Raw genomic sequence first — 14,393 nt, 5'->3', positions numbered from 1 at the left:
CTGCTTTTTTTCTCCCTCCGCCCTCTTCTCTCGGTCGATGCCGCCCAACGCCGGCAACTGACGCCCCGTTACGAATGCCGCTCAGCGCTGGCGTTGTTGCCAGGCAGCCGCCAGGCCGCTGAGGCAGATCACCGCGATGCCCAGCTGGGTGATCGGCTGCGGCGTATGGCTGAACAACAACCAACCCAGCAGCCCGGCGAAGACGATCTGGCAATAGCCGAAGGGCGCCAGCAGCGCCGGTGCCGCGTGGCGGAATGCCTGGGTCAGGAACAGGTGGGCGGTCATGCCGCAGGCCCCCAGCGCCAGCATCAGCACGCCATGGATAACGCTCGGCACCTGCCAGAAGAACGGCACCAGCGCACTCATCACCAGGGTGTTGCACAGGCCGGCGAAGAAGTTGCTGGTGGTCGGGCTGTCGTGCTCGGCGAGCTTGCGGGTCAGCAGTTGGTAAAAGCAGAAAAACAGCGCCGAGCAGAAAGGCAGCAGCACCGCCGGGGTGAACAGGTCGCCACCCGGGTGAACGATGATCAGCACGCCGATAAAACCGCAGATCACCGCCAGCCACTGGCCCTTCGTGACCCGCTCGCCCAGCAGCGGCACCGACAATGCAGTGACCAGCACCGGCGCCAGGAAGTTGACCGCGGTGGCTTCGGCCAGCGGGATAAACAGCAGCGCCGAGGTGAACAGCAGGCTGGTGCTGAGCAGGCACAAGGCCCGCGCCAGCTGCAGCAACGGCCGCTTGGTGCGCAACACCCGCAGGCCCGATTGCGGCAGGAAGATCCCGGCCATCAGCAGGGTATGAACCAGGTAGCGGGCCCAGACCACCATCACGATCGGATAGAACCCCGAAAGGTATTTCGACAGGGCGTCGTGACTGGCGAACAGGAAGGTCGCCACGACGACCAGCAGGATGCCCTTGAAGGGCTGGTTGACACCGGAAAGGGGTGTGCTGAGGGTCATCCGCGGGGTCTCTCAAGATAGGGTTTGTTTGTAGAAACAGCTTCGCGGACAAGCCTCGCTCCTACGGTCAACACCGTCTGTAGGAGCAGGGGGGACGCCCAGTTCTTGCCCGCGATAGGGCCATCAGGGCTATCCATTAAATCCGGGCCAACAACGCCCGGGTCTTGTCCAACGCCATCTGTGCCCGCTCCAGGGCGCCGACGCCCTGCTCGAGCAATTTCACCGTGGGAATCTCCAGGCTCAACGGCAGGTTGGCCGGCAGGCAATGCAAGAGCCCCGCCAGGTCGCAATCGCCATCCCCGGGGAAACGCCGCTCGTTGCGGGCCTGACGCAGGATCTCCTGCATATCGTCCGGGCGCGGGCCGGCCACGTCGCACAGCTGGGCATAACGCAGCCGTGACGGCGCGACCTTTGCCAGATCCTCCAGGCGCGAGGCCGAGCGATCGAAGTGGAATGCGTCCACCAGCACCGCGGCGTTGTCGCGACCGGCGTTCTCCACCACCCGCACCGCCTGTTGCAGATCGCGCGCATCGGTCCAGGGCATGAACTCCAGGTGCGGGTGCAAGCCGTAGATCGACGCCAGGTCGCAAAGTTCGGCGAAGCGCTCGGTCATGCGCGCCTCGTCGGGGTCGTTGCCGGCCACCAGCAGCTCGCTGGCGCCGAACTCGGCGCCGACCGCCAGCACCACTTCGAAATCCGCGACCCGGGTTTGCGGTTTGAGCCGCAGGATCTCCACATCCAGCACGCAAATGCCGGTGTCGCGCAGGCGGCTGAGGGTCTGCCGGCGCAGCTCGGCATCGGCCACCAGGGCAAAGTGATGCTCCTGCGGCGTCGCCGGCACCAGGCGCAAACCGACGTGGCTGTAACCGGCGCGGGCCGCCACCTCGACCATCTGCGGCGGTGAAATTTCCAGCACCGTGAGGCTGGCCAGGGAAAGAATGCGTTCGCTCATGTTCATCCCTCGATCAGCGCCGGGGCGCAGGCGCGACCGGTCGCCGCCGCTTCGCGGATCGCCTCGATCAGCGCCAGGGTCCGCGCCGCATCGGCCACGCTGACCAGCGGCTCGACCTCGCGCCGCGCCACTTTGACGAAATGCTGCAATTGCAGGCGCAGGGCTTCGGCGGCGGTGAAAGGTTCCTCGACCGCCAGCAACGGCTGATGCCAGCCGGCACCGGCCTCGGCGTAATGCCAGCGCTTGAGTTGCGGAATGCTCAGGGCGCCAGCGGTGCCGGCCAGCAGGTAGCACGGCTGGTCGGCCTGGCGCGGATACACCGGGTTCTCGCCGGAATCCAGCTCCCAGCTCCAGGGCGCCGCCACTGCGTCGGAACCGGTCAGGCTGCCCAGGGCGCCGTTGGCGAATTGCAGCAGGACGGCAGCGCAATCCTCGTTGGCGAAACCACGCACCGCATTGCTGGTGACGGCCTGCACCTGATGCACCTCACCGCACAGGTGGCGCAGCAGATCGAGGTCGTGAATCAGGTTGGTCAGCAGCATCCCGGCCCCGGGCTCACGGCGCCAGGGAATCTCGAAATAGCTGTCGGGCTTCTGCAATTGCCAGAGCGCGGTGACCGTGGTCAGCCGGCCCAATGCCCCGCCTTGCACCAGCGCATGGGCGCGGACGATCAGCGGGTTGTGGCGCCGGTGGTGGCCTACCAGCACCGGCACGCCGCTGTTTTTCACGGCGGCCACCAGTTCACGCGCTTCATCCAGGTGCACGCCGACCGGTTTCTCCAGCAGCATCGGCACCCCGGCCGCCAGGCAATCCAGGGCGGTGCCGACGTGCAGGTTGTTCGGGTTGGCGACTATCACCGCGTCGGGGCGGGCCTGGTCGAGCATCTGTCGATAGTCGAGGTAATGCGCCACCTGCCACTGCGCGGCGATCCCGGCGGCTTGCGGGCCGGGATCGGCCACGGCGCAAAGTGTGGCTTCGGTCAGGGTCTTGAGGTGCTGGTAATGCTGCTGGCCCATGTTGCCGGCGCCGACCAGGGCAATGCGCAAAGGCGAGTCCAAGACGGGATCCTCTTGTGATTGTTATCGGAACGCGAGATTCCAAATATTTAGAACTCGGTTCCACTTTCACACAAGAGCAAAACAAAATAGTGTCCGATCAGCGAACAGCTTTAAGACTTGAGATCATGAAGGCCCTGCGTATCGCAGCCTACGCCAGCGGCTACAGGAGACGCAAAGCCTGCCATCGCAGTGTGCCTGGCTAGACTCGGCAGGTAGTTTCACGGCCGCTGCGCGGCCGATCGCAGCCTTCGGCAGCGGCTACAGGAAATTCTGCAGATTCAGCTGAAAAGCTCGGAAGCCTGGCTGGCAGCCGAAAGCTCATCGGCAAACTTCAACAGCAGCGGCGCCAGTTCATGCAGGCGCGCCAGCGGCATGCGCGCGCTCGGGCCGGCGATGCTCAGCACCCCGACCACCCGGCCATCGACCGGATGACGCACCACCGCGGCCACCGCCGAGGTGCCCACCGCCGAACTTTCCTCGACCCAGGCATAACCCTGTTCCCGGGCCAGGCGCAGGCGTTCGAGCAGTTCGATGTTCGAGCGCGGCGCGTTCGGGCCCAGGTCCGCGGGAATCTCGGCGGCCTGGCGCTCCACCAGCGACAAGGCCTCGGCATCGCTCAGGCAGGCCAGCCAGGCGTGCCCGGAAGCGGTGTAGAACAGCGGCGCCTCGCGCCCCATGTCGGGGTCGTAGCGCAACCCGGAACGGGCGCCCTGGGACTTGGCGATCCAGGTCTGGCGCTCGTCCTCGATCACCCCGAGGCGCACCAGCTCGCCGGTTTCCTGGGCCAGCCGGTCGAGCACCGGCTGGACGATGTCCGCGCCGCTGCTGGACAGGTAGCGAAAGCCCATGGCCACCAGTTTGGTCGACAGGTGATAACGCAGGCTGTCCGGGTTCTGGCGCACGTAGCCCAGGCGGATCAGCTCCGCCAGCAGCCGGTGGGTGGCGCTTTTGGGGATGTCCAGTTGCTCGGCCAGGGTCTGCATCGGCAGGCCGCGGGGGTCGCTGGTAAGACTTTCCAGAACGCTGAAGACGCGCTCGATTTGACTGCCGGCCATGGTCGGGTCCAGACGAAATTTGGCCGATTCTAGTGACAACCGGCGCAATGGGAAACACACCGCGGCATCGTTCGATAACCGCCCATAAAAACCTCGGCACGGCGCAGATGATCCTGCCCTCGCCTTGCTGCCGACTATTCGACTCCGTATATTTTTTGGAATCAAGTTCCAAAAATAATAACTGTTCGTTTAACGGAGTTGCTTCTTCCATGCCTGCCACCGCCTCCCTGCACCACCCCGATATCGATTGCGACGTGCTGGTCGTCGGCTCCGGCGCCGCCGGCCTCTCGGCGGCCGTGACTGCGGCCTGGCATGGCCTGAAAGTCATAGTGGTGGAGAAAGACCCGGTGTTCGGCGGCGCCACCGCCTGGTCCGGCGGCTGGGCCTGGGTGCCGTGCAACCCGCTGGCGCGACGGGCCGGCATAGTCGAGGACGTGGAACTGCCACGCACCTACCTGAAACACGAACTGGGCGAACGCTACCAGCCAGCAATGATCGACGCCTTCCTCGAAGCCGGCCCGCGCATGGTGTCGTTCTTCGAGCGCCATACCGCCCTGCAATTCGCCGACGGCAACGCCATCGCCGATATCCACGGCGATACGCCAGGCGCTGGCACCGGCGGACGCTCGGTGATCGCCGCGCCCTACGATGGGCGCGAGGTCGGCACGCTGCTCAAGCGCCTGCGCAAGACCCTGCGCGAAACCTCGTTCATGGGCATGCCGATCATGGCCGGCGCCGACCTTGCGGCCTTCCTCAACCTGAGCCGTTCGCTGCCGGCGGCCTGGCACGTGAGCAAGCGCTTCGGCCGCCACCTGCGCGACCTCGTCACTCACCGCCGCGCCCTGCAACTGGTCAATGGCGTGGCGCTGGTGGCGCGCCTGGCCAAGTCGGCGCAGGACCTGGGCGTGCTGCTCTGGGAATCGGCACCGGTCACCGAGCTGCTGCGCGACGGCGACGCGGTAACCGGGGCGATTGTCAGCAGCGCCACCCGGGGGGCCATTCGTATCCGCGCCCGCAAGGCGGTGGTGCTGGCGGCCGGCGGTTTCCCCAACGACATCGAACGGCGCAAGGCGCTGTTCCCGCGCACGCCCACCGGCCACGAGCATCTGGCCCTGCCGCCCTTGGCAGTCTCGGGCGACGGCTTGCGCCTGGGGGAAAGCGTCGGTGCCCGGGTCGATACCGACATGGAATCTCCCGTGGCCTGGGCCCCGGTTTCCGCGGTGCCCTACAAGGACGGCAGCCGCGGGCATTTCCCGCACATCATCGAGCGCGGCAAACCGGGGATCATCGGCGTCCTGCGCAACGGCCAGCGCTTCGTCAACGAAGCCGACGGTTACTACGACTATGTACGGGCGATGGTCGCGGCGGCGCCCGAGGGTGAAGAAGTGGCATCGTGGCTGATCTGCAGCCACAGCTTCCAGCGCCGCTATGGCCTGGGCATCTCCCGGCCCTTCCCGGTGCCACTGGCGCCCTTTATCCGCAGCGGCTACCTGAAGCGTGGCGAGAGCATCGAGGAACTGGCCCAGGCCTGCGGCATCGATGCGGACGGCATGCGCGCCACCCTGGCGGAATACAACCGGCATGCCCGACAAGGCCAGGACCCGCAGTTCGGCCGGGGTTCGACGCCCTACAACCGCAAGCAGGGCGACCCGCGCCAGCAACCCAACCCGTGCGTGGCGCCCATCGAACAGGGACCGTTCTACGCGGTGAAGGTCCAACCGGGATGCTTCGGCACCTTCGCCGGGCTCAAGGTCAACCCCCACGCCCAGGTGCTCGACGACCAGGGCCAGGCCATCGCCGGCCTGTACGCCGCCGGCAGCGACATGGCCAGCATCATGGGCGGCCACTACCCCGCCGGCGGTATCAATCTCGGCCCGGCGCTGACCTTCGGCTACATCGCCGGTCGGCATATCGCCGGGGCCAGCGCTTACGAATAAGGCTGCAATCAAGCTTGAAAAGGGCGTGGTTCCTGAGATCGCAGGAAGGCCCTGCGGGCCTTATCGCAGGCTACGCCAGCGGCTACAGGAAGCACGGAATCCCTGTAGCCGCTGCCGAGCCCCGCGAGGCTGCGATCGGCTGCGCAGGAGACGCAAACTTGAGATCGCAGGAAGACCCTGCGGGCCTTATCGCAGGCTGCGCCAGCGGCTACAGGAAGCGTGGAATCCCTGTAGCCGCTGCCGAGTCCCGCGAGGCTGCGATCGGCTCCGCAGGAGACGCAAACTTGAGATCGCTTGAAGGCCCTTCGGGCCTTATCGCAGGCTGCGCCAGCGGCTACAGGAAGCATGGAACTCCTGTAGCCGCTGCCGAGCCCCGCGAGGCTGCGATCGGCTCCGCAGGAGACGCAAACTTGAGATCGCAGGAAGGCCCTGCGGGCCTTATCGCAGGCTGCGCCAGCGGCTACAGGAAGCACGGAATCCCTGTAGCCGCTGCCGAGCCCCGCGAGGCTGCGATCGGCTCCGCAGGAGACGCAAACCGGCCGATGCGGCAGACCAGACCGCCCCGGGAGAGCGGTCGAGGATGGCCGATCAGAAATCGAAAAACACCGTCTCCCCTTCCCCCTGGATGCGGATATCGAAGCGATACGCCCGCTGCCCGTCCACTTCGCAGGGGTGCGCCAGCAGGGTGTCGCGCCGTTGCGGCTGCTCGATCAGGTTCAGCACCGGGCAGGCGGCGTTGGCTTCCGGCTCGTCGGCGAAATACAGGCGGGTGTGCAGGTGGATGTTGATCCCCCGGGCGAACAGCGCCACGTTGATGTGCGGCGCCATCGGCACCCCGGCGGCATTCTTCACCACGCCCGGCTTGATGGTGTGCAGCGTCCACTCGCCGGCATCGAAGGTGGTGGCCGTGCGCCCGAAGCTGTTGAAGGCTTTCTCCGAATCGAACAGCGGGTCGTAGACACCCTCATGGTTGGCTTGCCAGAACTCGAGGAACGAGTCGCGCACCAGATGGCCGTTGCCGTCATACACATGGCCGATCAGCAGGATCTTTTCCCCCTGGGCGTCGGGCCCGGCCATCCGGTTCCAGATCTCGTCGCTGCGGGTCGGGTTGCCCGCAGCGGCCAGCGCCAGGCCGATGTGCACGTAAGGTCCGGCCGTTTGCGAGGGGGTTTCAGGCAGCAATTGGATAGGCATGGCAGGCTCCTCAGCAATTCTCGAAGTGGGTCTTGCGCTGGCCGCGCAACACGATGTCGAAGCGATAGGCCAGGCAGTCCATCGGGTTGGCGCTGCTCATGTCCAGGCGCGCGATCAGGCTCTGCACCGCTTCCGGGTTGGCGATCGATTTAACGATCGGGCACAGCGGGATCAGCGGGTCGCCCTCGAAATACAGCTGGGTGATCAACCGCGTGGCGATCGACGGCCCGCTGATGGAGAAGTGGATATGCGCCGGGCGCCAGTCGTTCGGACCGTTGCGCCACGGGTAAGGGCCGGGCTTGATGGTGCGGAAACTGTAGTAGCCGTCACGGTCGGTCAAGGCCCGGCCGACGCCGCCGAAGTTCGGGTCCAGAGGCGCCAGGTAGCGGTCGTTCTTGTGCCGGTAGCGGCCACCGGCGTTGGCCTGCCACATCTCCACCAGGGTGTGGGGAATCGGCTGGCCGTACTGATCGCAAACCCGACCGGCGACGATGATTCGCTCGCCCACCGGCAAGCCGCCGTTATTGAAGTTGAGCAGCAGGTCGTTATCGAAACGTCCGGTCTTCAGATGGGAGAAATCGGGGCCGCTGGTTTCGCTCAGCGATTGCGGGATGCTCACCAGCGCCTGGCGCGGCGAACGGGCCACGGAGGTCTTGTAGTCGGGAGTCAGGGCCTTGGGATGCCAATTACGGTCACGGATAACGAAACGACTGCTGTCTGCATCAGACATGTCGGTCTCCTGTTGTTTGATTTATGGAGCGCAGCCCGCGCAGTTTCAAACAACGGCAACCCGACGACTATTGAAAAGGCCCTTCAAGAACATAACCAAAAGGTTATGGATAACGCCCCTCGCGATAAGCCTGCCCGACTTCCCGCAGCACCTCGACGCACCACTGCGCCGCCAGCGACAGCGGCAGGCTGGCATTGCTGGAGATGCCCACCGAGCCACCCGGCTCGCGCTGCCCGAGGTCGATCTCGCGCAGCTCGCCGTTGGCCAGGTCCAGGCGCACCGCGTCCAGCGGGGCGATCCACAGCGCATCGCTGGACAGCGCATAGCGCCGGCTCAAGGCCACCGAGAGGGTTTCCAGGCGCTGGCGCGACTGGCTGATGCCGCACTGCACGAACAGGCTGTCGGCGAACTTGCGGATGGTGGTGCCGGCCAGCGGCAACACCAGCGGGTACTGCTCCAGCGCATGCCGATCCAGCGGTCCGTGCAGCAACGGATGATCGGGGCGCGCCACCAGGGTCATGGACTCGCTGTACAGATGCTCGAAGCTCAGGCCCTGGATCTGCGGGCTGTCCGTCATGCGCCCGACCACCAGGTCGACATCGCCGACCCGCAACTGCGACAGCAGGTAGGCGCTGGGGCCGGTGACCACGCTCACCACCAGCGCCGAATGCCGTTCGTGCAGGCGCCGCACCACTTCCGGCAGCAGCAGGCTTTCGGCGGTCGAGAGCACACCCAGGCGCACCACCCCGGCGGCATATTCACCGCCGCGCAAAGTGTTGACCCCCTCGCGCAGGGCCTGCACCGAGGGCCCGGCGTAACGCAGAAAAGCCATGCCGGCCTCCGTCAGGCTGAGCCCGGCCTTGCTCCGGGCGAACAGCCGGGTGTCGAGCAGTTCCTCCAGTTCCTTGAGGGTTTTCGACATCGCCGGCTGGCTCACCGCGAGCACATCCGCCGCCCGCGCCAGGCTGCCCTGGCGAGACATTTCAAGAAAACATACGAGGTGACGGAATTTGATGCGGGTATCGATGTTCAAAGGAGGCCCCGGCTGTGTCGCGACAGAATCGATGCGGCTGCGGGCAATGGTAGCGTGCATGCAAAAGGCTGACGATCGGACTGGCGTCGGCCCTGCTCACCAGCAACACTGATCAGCACATTAAAACGAGGATTCACCCATGCTTTGGAAGAAAGGACGGCGCAGCGACAACGTGGTGGATGCTCGCGATGACAGTGGCGGCGGTGGCGGCGGCGGTCTGCACTTTGGCGGCGGCAAGGGCCTGAGCCTGACCGCCATCATCCTGATCGTCGGCATCGGCTGGGTCACCGGCCAGGACCCGTTGCAGATCCTCGGACAACTCGTCGGGCAGATGGATCAGTCCTCGGCGCCCGCCACCACCCAGCAGACCCGCCAGGCGCCGCCAGCCAATGACGAGCAGGCGGAATTCGTCCGTTCCATCCTCGGCGACACCGAAGACACCTGGGGCCAGATCTTCCAGCAGGCCGGACGCGCCTACCAGCAACCCAAGCTCATCCTGTTTCGCGGCCGGGTGAATTCCGCCTGCGGCTCGGCGACTTCCGCCACCGGCCCGTTCTATTGCCCGGCCGACCAGCAGGTGTACCTGGACATGGACTTCTTCCGCGAGATGGACCAGCGCTTCTCGGCCGCCGGCGACTTCGCCCAGGCCTACGTGATCGCCCACGAAATCGGCCACCACGTACAGACCCTGCTCGGCGTCTCGGCGAAGATCCAGGCGGCCCGCCAACAGGGCCGGCAGATGGAAGGCGACGGCGGCCTGCTGGTGCGCCAGGAATTGCAAGCCGACTGCCTGGCGGGCGTCTGGGCCAACCATGCGCAGAAGCGCCTGAACTGGCTGGAGCCGGGGGATATCGAAGAAGCCCTGAACGCCGCCAACGCCATCGGCGACGACCGCCTGCAACAGCAAGGCCAGGGCCGCGTGGTACCGGACTCCTTTACCCACGGCAGCTCGGCGCAACGGGTACGCTGGTTCAAGGCCGGCTTCACTCAGGGCCAGATCGGCCAATGCGACACCTTCGCGGCGAAGAGTCTGTAATGCGCCGGGGACTGGTGCTGCTCACGTTATGGATGATCTGCGCCGGCGCGCAGGCAGCGGAAAGTGGCGTCAAGACGATCAGCCCCGCGCGGTTGAACCTGGAAGGCGGCGAACTGGCCGTCGGCCTGAGCCAGGACTGGCAACAGCCGCTGCCTGAGATCCAGCGGGCACTGATCATCGTCCATGGGCGCCTGCGCAATGCCCAGACCTACCTGCACAGCGCCGAACAGGCCACCAGCCAGGCCGGGCAAAGCGCGACCACCCTGGTGATCGCGCCGCAGTTTCTCAATCAGAGCGATATCGAGCGTCACCAGCTGCCCGGTTCGCTGCTGCGCTGGCAGGGCAATGACTGGATGGCCGGCGAGCCGTCCAGCGGGCCCAAGCCACAAAGCTCTTATGCGGTGCTGGACGCGATCATCACGCGGCTGAGCGATCGCCAGCGGTTTCCGTCCCTGACCGAGATCGTCATCGCCGGCCACTCCGGTGGCGCCCAAGTGGTGCAGCGTTTTGCCCTGCTCGGCCAGCATCATCCGGGCCTGGTGGATGACGGCATCAAGCTGCGCTACGTCATCGCCAACCCGTCGTCCTATGCCTACTTCGACGAGCAGCGCCCAGTGAAAGTCGACACCAATGCGTGCCCCGGTTTCAACCACTGGAAGTACGGCCTGCTCAAGCTGCCAGCCTACGCCGCCGGCCAGACCGCGCAGCAACTGGAGCAGCGCTACGTCAAACGCGATATCACCTACCTGCTGGGCAAACAGGACACCGACCCGCACCACCCGGCGCTGGACACCAGTTGCGCCGCCGAGGCCCAGGGCGCCTACCGCTTGATTCGCGGGCACAACTATTTCGACTACCTGAAACAGCGCCATCCGCAGGGATTGCAACAGCAGTTGCTCGAAGTGCCCGGGGTCGGGCATGACGGCGACAAGATGTTCACCTCGCCCGAGGGGCAGAAGGCGTTGTTCGGCCAGTAGATGTAGTGGTGTCTGGAAGGACGCTATCGCGGGCAAGCCTCGCTCCTACAGGTTCGTTGTCGTACCCGGCAGAGGGCTACACCGCAGATCCGTAGGAGCGAGGCTTGCCCGCGATGCTTTTTAAGCCAACACCATCCGCCGTAGAACGCTGCAATCCTCGGCATGCCAGTCGGCCAGCTCCGGCCACGGGTTATCCGGCAGGTTCACCAGCACCGTGTGGGTGCCCGCCGCGCGACCGCAGTCGAGATCGAAGCGGTAGTCGCCGACCATCACCATCTCGGCCGGCGCCACCTCCCAGGCCGCGGCCAGTTTCAGCAAGCCGCCGGGGTGAGGTTTGGGTGGCGCTTCGTCGCGCCCCAGCACATCCTCGACGGCAAAGCAGTCGGCCAGGCCGATAGCCTCCAGGGTGACATGCGCCAGCTCCCGCGCATTGCGGGTCAGGATGCCCAGGCGATAGCCCCGCGCCGCCAGTTCCCGCACCAGCTCCACCGCCCCCGGCGCCGGGCGCGAACCCAGGGCCAGGTCGCGTTCGTGCTCCAGCAGCCAGGCGTGTTTCGCCGCGGCTTCGGCGGCGGGCAAGGCCGCGAGGTGGGTCAGGATGTCGTGTTCCGGCGGGATCCCCAGCGTTTCGCGGATGGCCGCGAAATCATGCACGGCCACCGTCAGGGTGCCGTCCATGTCGAACACCCAATGACGAACCTCGGCCAGGCTCATGCCCAGTCCTTGCGGTGGCGGATCAGGCCTTCCTGGGTCACCGACGCCACCAGCTGGCCGGCGCGGTTGAACACGCTGCCGCGGGAGAAACCACGGGAATTGCCGGCCCACGGGCTGTCCATGGCATACAGCAGCCAGTCGTCGGCACGCAGGTCGGCATGGAACCACAGGGCGTGGTCGAGGCTGGCGACCTGCATGTCCTTCTGCCACACCGACTTGCCGTGGGGCAGCATCGAGGTGGTCAGCAGGCCGAAGTCCGAGGCGTAGGCCAGCAGGTATTTATGCAGCGCGGGAATGTCCGGCAGCTCGCCGTCGGCACGGAACCAGACGTATTTGATCGGGTCCGCCGGCTGCGGGTTGTAGGGGTCTTTTTCGGTCACCGGGCGCACTTCGATGGGCTTGGGGCACAGCAGTTTTTCGCGCATGTGCTCAGGGATCAGGTGTGCGCGCTGCTGGGTGATCTCCAGCTCCGACGGCAGGTTTTCCGGGCCGACCACCTGGGGCATCGTGTCCTGGTGCTCGAAGCCTTCCTCGTCGTACTGGAACGAGGCGCTGCAGGTGAAGATCGGGTTGCCCTTCTGGATCGCCGTCACCCGGCGGGTGCTGAAGCTGCCACCATCGCGCACCCGATCGACCTGGTACACCACCGGCAACGCCGCATCGCCAGGACGCAGGAAATAACCGTGCAGCGAATGCACATGGCGGGCCTCTTCGACAGTCTGGCTGGCCGCGGACAGGGACTGACCCAACACCTGGCCGCCGAACAGCTGGCGGAAGCCCAGGTCCTGGCTACGACCGCGAAACAGGTTTTCCTCGATCGGTTCCAGGGTCAACAGGTCGACCAGATCATCCAACACGTGGCTCATTCAGACTCTCCTCACACAGAGCAATGCCGCGCAGTCTTGGCTGTCGCGGTCGATTCAATCGGGTTCACACACATGGGCACACTCCAGATGCCCCCGACCTGCTATCCATGCAAGGTTTCCAACCATTGTTCGCGGTTGATGCGATACAGCACATGATGACGCAGCGGATGCTCGCTGCCGAGCTTTGGGTGATCGAAATCGTCGTGCCCATCGTGTTGCATGCCGATGGCCTGCATGACTTTCTGCGACGGCAGGTTGCTGGTGGTGGTGAAGGCAACGATCTCCTTCAGGGCCAGGCGATCGAAGCCACAGCGCAGCGCGGTCCAGGCCGCTTCGCTGGCGTAGCCCAGGCCCCAGTGCTCGCGCGCCAGGCGCCAGCCGATTTCCACCGCCGGGGTGAACGGCGCTTCGAAGCCCACCACACCCAGCCCGGTAAAACCGATAAAGGCCCCGGTATCCTTGCGCTCCAGCGCCCACGTGCCAAAACCGTGCTCGGCGAAATGCCCACGGATCCGCCCGATCAGCGCGGCGCTTTCCAGGCGGCTCAAGGGGGCCGGAAAGTAACGCATCACTTGCGGGTCGGCACACATCGCCGCAAACGCCGGCAAATCCTCGTCGCGCCACTGGCGCAACAGCAGTCGAGCACTTTCGAGTTGCAGTATCGGCTCCATCGTCCCCTCCATTTCCATGCGTGCCAGTCTACATCGCTGGTAGGATCCTTTTCGGATTCCTACATGAAATTGCCATGCCACTGCCGCTGATCTACCACGACGACTACAGCCCCGAGTTCCCGGCGGAGCACCGTTTCCCCATGGACAAGTTTCGCCTGCTGCGCGACCACCTGGTGGACAGCGGCCTGACCCGCGATGCCGACCTGATGCGCCCGGAGCTGTGCCCGAAGGAGATTCTCGCCCTGGCCCACGATCCTGGGTATATCGAACGTTATATGGCCGGCGAGTTGTCGCGGGAAGACCAGCGGCGCCTTGGCCTGCCCTGGAACGAAGCCCTCGCCCGGCGCACCGTGCGCGCTGTCGGCGGCTCGCTGCTGGCCGCCGAACAGGCCCTGGAGCATGGCCTGGCCTGTCACCTGGCCGGCGGTACCCATCACGCCCACTACGACCACCCGGCGGGCTTCTGCATCTTCAACGACCTGGCGGTGATCAGCCATTACCTGCTCGAAGCCGGTCGGGTCGGCCGGGTGCTGATCTTCGACTGCGATGTGCATCAGGGCGACGGCACCGCGCGGATTCTCGAACATACCCCGGACGCCGTGACCGTCTCGCTGCACTGCGAAAAAAACTTCCCGGCGCGCAAGGCCACCAGCGACTGGGACATCCCCCTGCCGATGGGCATGGGCGACGCCGATTACCTGAAGGTGGTCGACGATGCCCTCAATTACCTGCTGCCGCTGTACCAGCCGGACCTGGTGCTGTACGACGCCGGGGTGGATGTGCACAAGGACGATGCCCTGGGTTACCTGAAGCTGACCGACCAGGGCGTCGCCGCCCGCGACGAACAGGTGATGCGCCATTGCCTGGGCCGCGACATCCCGGTGCTCGGGGTGATCGGCGGCGGCTACAGCAAAGACCGCCAGGCCCTGGCCCGCCGCCACGGCATCCTCCACCACAGTGCGCAACGGGTGTGGACGTCATCAGGTTGTCACTGAAAGCTGGGCGCCTTACCCCCAATCTCTGTGGAACCGCTTGTGGATAACCTGAGTGCAAGCGGCTGCAGACCATGCTGGCTGTGCCTTACAGACAGGTGATCATTTTCTGATCAGGCCCGATAAGCACCGCTGAATACTGCGAAGCGGGAGCGTTGATAGTGATGCCGCTGGAGGTCCTGCGGACCTTTCGCAGCCTGCGGCAGCGGCTACAAAAG

General features: G+C 65.6%; 14 protein-coding genes. 4 read left to right on the top strand and 10 right to left on the bottom strand.

Features of this window, described 5'->3' with window-relative positions; translation table 11 throughout:
• Positions 1 to 81: 81 nt before the first annotated feature.
• From PVZ80_RS25675 to PVZ80_RS25660, 4 genes are all read right to left on the bottom strand, one after another.
• Positions 82 to 960 carry a DMT family transporter gene (locus PVZ80_RS25675; protein ID WP_016703719.1) on the bottom strand — a complete coding sequence of 293 codons (879 nt, stop codon included), beginning with the start codon at positions 958 to 960 and terminating at the stop codon, positions 82 to 84.
• 136 nt (positions 961 to 1,096) lie between these two features.
• The gene (locus PVZ80_RS25670; RefSeq protein ID WP_198919400.1) at positions 1,097 to 1,912 is read right to left on the bottom strand and encodes a sugar phosphate isomerase/epimerase family protein; all 816 of its coding nucleotides are present in this window, start codon (positions 1,910 to 1,912) and stop codon (positions 1,097 to 1,099) included.
• 2 nt (positions 1,913 to 1,914) lie between these two features.
• Positions 1,915 to 2,970, bottom strand: a complete 1,056-nt coding sequence (locus PVZ80_RS25665; RefSeq protein ID WP_273864747.1) for a Gfo/Idh/MocA family protein — start codon at positions 2,968 to 2,970, stop codon at positions 1,915 to 1,917.
• A gap of 278 nt (positions 2,971 to 3,248) precedes the next feature.
• Complete coding sequence (locus PVZ80_RS25660; RefSeq protein ID WP_009050992.1) at positions 3,249 to 4,025, bottom strand: IclR family transcriptional regulator; 777 nt, start codon at positions 4,023 to 4,025, stop codon at positions 3,249 to 3,251.
• Between the two features lie 209 nt (positions 4,026 to 4,234).
• Here PVZ80_RS25660 and PVZ80_RS25655 point away from each other — a divergent pair, with 209 nt between their 5' ends.
• Positions 4,235 to 5,962, top strand: a complete 1,728-nt coding sequence (locus tag PVZ80_RS25655; protein ID WP_273864746.1) for an FAD-dependent oxidoreductase — start codon at positions 4,235 to 4,237, stop codon at positions 5,960 to 5,962.
• Positions 5,963 to 6,550: 588 nt separating this feature from the next.
• Here the strand turns inward: PVZ80_RS25655 and pcaG are convergent.
• The 3 genes from pcaG to pcaQ all read right to left on the bottom strand — a co-directional run bounded on the left by pcaG (position 6,551) and on the right by pcaQ (position 8,919).
• A complete protein-coding gene (pcaG, locus tag PVZ80_RS25650) occupies positions 6,551 to 7,156 on the bottom strand; it encodes a protocatechuate 3,4-dioxygenase subunit alpha (RefSeq protein ID WP_038635294.1) in 606 nt (201 codons plus the stop codon).
• 10 nt (positions 7,157 to 7,166) lie between these two features.
• Positions 7,167 to 7,886: a protocatechuate 3,4-dioxygenase subunit beta gene (gene pcaH, locus PVZ80_RS25645; RefSeq protein WP_009050995.1), complete on the bottom strand. Its 720-nt coding sequence runs from the start codon at positions 7,884 to 7,886 to the stop codon at positions 7,167 to 7,169.
• A 103-nt stretch (positions 7,887 to 7,989) separates the two neighbouring features.
• Positions 7,990 to 8,919 carry a pca operon transcription factor PcaQ gene (gene pcaQ, locus PVZ80_RS25640; RefSeq protein ID WP_009045756.1) on the bottom strand — a complete coding sequence of 310 codons (930 nt, stop codon included), beginning with the start codon at positions 8,917 to 8,919 and terminating at the stop codon, positions 7,990 to 7,992.
• Positions 8,920 to 9,058: 139 nt separating this feature from the next.
• Between pcaQ and ypfJ the strand changes: the two genes are divergently transcribed.
• Positions 9,059 to 9,955, top strand: a complete 897-nt coding sequence (gene ypfJ / locus PVZ80_RS25635; RefSeq protein ID WP_041987360.1) for a KPN_02809 family neutral zinc metallopeptidase — start codon at positions 9,059 to 9,061, stop codon at positions 9,953 to 9,955.
• On the top strand, positions 9,955 to 10,932 hold the full coding sequence (locus PVZ80_RS25630) for an alpha/beta hydrolase (RefSeq protein ID WP_273864745.1): 978 nt from the start codon (positions 9,955 to 9,957) through the stop codon (positions 10,930 to 10,932). The genes ypfJ and PVZ80_RS25630 overlap by 1 nt, the downstream gene beginning before the upstream one ends.
• 120 nt (positions 10,933 to 11,052) lie before the next feature.
• Here the strand turns inward: PVZ80_RS25630 and PVZ80_RS25625 are convergent, their stop codons facing one another.
• The 3 genes from PVZ80_RS25625 to PVZ80_RS25615 form a co-directional block, all read right to left on the bottom strand.
• Positions 11,053 to 11,646 (bottom strand): HAD family hydrolase, encoded by a 594-nt coding sequence (locus PVZ80_RS25625; protein ID WP_273864744.1) that lies wholly within the window; start codon positions 11,644 to 11,646, stop codon positions 11,053 to 11,055.
• A complete protein-coding gene (tesB, locus tag PVZ80_RS25620; protein ID WP_009050999.1) occupies positions 11,643 to 12,512 on the bottom strand; it encodes an acyl-CoA thioesterase II in 870 nt (289 codons plus the stop codon). The genes PVZ80_RS25625 and tesB overlap by 4 nt, the downstream gene beginning before the upstream one ends.
• Positions 12,513 to 12,613: 101 nt before the next feature.
• Positions 12,614 to 13,183, bottom strand: coding sequence for a GNAT family N-acetyltransferase (locus PVZ80_RS25615; protein ID WP_009051000.1), 570 nt, complete (start codon positions 13,181 to 13,183; stop codon positions 12,614 to 12,616).
• Positions 13,184 to 13,257: 74 nt separating this feature from the next.
• Between PVZ80_RS25615 and PVZ80_RS25610 the strand changes: the two genes are divergently transcribed.
• Entirely contained in the window at positions 13,258 to 14,178 is a 921-nt protein-coding gene (locus tag PVZ80_RS25610) for a histone deacetylase family protein (RefSeq protein WP_009051001.1), read from the top strand.
• The last annotated feature ends 215 nt before the right edge of the window (positions 14,179 to 14,393 follow it).

This window comes from Pseudomonas sp. B3G-3 (assembly GCF_028640915.1).
GTDB classification, from domain to species: Bacteria; Pseudomonadota; Gammaproteobacteria; order Pseudomonadales; family Pseudomonadaceae; genus Aquipseudomonas; species Aquipseudomonas chlororaphis_I.
This window is presented reverse-complemented; position numbering and strand designations above follow the sequence as displayed.

Excerpts from the sequence above, each read along its gene's own strand:
- PVZ80_RS25660 (WP_009050992.1), bottom strand. The coding sequence starts at position 4,025 with ATGGCCGGCAGTCAAATCGAGCGCGTCTTCAGCGTTCTGGAAAGTCTT.
- pcaG (WP_038635294.1), bottom strand. The coding sequence starts at position 7,156 with ATGCCTATCCAATTGCTGCCTGAAACCCCCTCGCAAACGGCCGGACCT.
- PVZ80_RS25670 (WP_198919400.1), bottom strand. The coding sequence starts at position 1,912 with ATGAGCGAACGCATTCTTTCCCTGGCCAGCCTCACGGTGCTGGAAATT.
- PVZ80_RS25675 (WP_016703719.1), bottom strand. The coding sequence starts at position 960 with ATGACCCTCAGCACACCCCTTTCCGGTGTCAACCAGCCCTTCAAGGGC.
- ypfJ (WP_041987360.1), top strand. The coding sequence starts at position 9,059 with ATGCTTTGGAAGAAAGGACGGCGCAGCGACAACGTGGTGGATGCTCGC.
- PVZ80_RS25630 (WP_273864745.1), top strand. The coding sequence starts at position 9,955 with ATGCGCCGGGGACTGGTGCTGCTCACGTTATGGATGATCTGCGCCGGC.
- PVZ80_RS25610 (WP_009051001.1), top strand. The coding sequence starts at position 13,258 with ATGCCACTGCCGCTGATCTACCACGACGACTACAGCCCCGAGTTCCCG.
- pcaH (WP_009050995.1), bottom strand. The coding sequence starts at position 7,886 with ATGTCTGATGCAGACAGCAGTCGTTTCGTTATCCGTGACCGTAATTGG.
- PVZ80_RS25655 (WP_273864746.1), top strand. The coding sequence starts at position 4,235 with ATGCCTGCCACCGCCTCCCTGCACCACCCCGATATCGATTGCGACGTG.
- tesB (WP_009050999.1), bottom strand. The coding sequence starts at position 12,512 with ATGAGCCACGTGTTGGATGATCTGGTCGACCTGTTGACCCTGGAACCG.
- PVZ80_RS25625 (WP_273864744.1), bottom strand. The coding sequence starts at position 11,646 with ATGAGCCTGGCCGAGGTTCGTCATTGGGTGTTCGACATGGACGGCACC.
- PVZ80_RS25615 (WP_009051000.1), bottom strand. The coding sequence starts at position 13,183 with ATGGAGCCGATACTGCAACTCGAAAGTGCTCGACTGCTGTTGCGCCAG.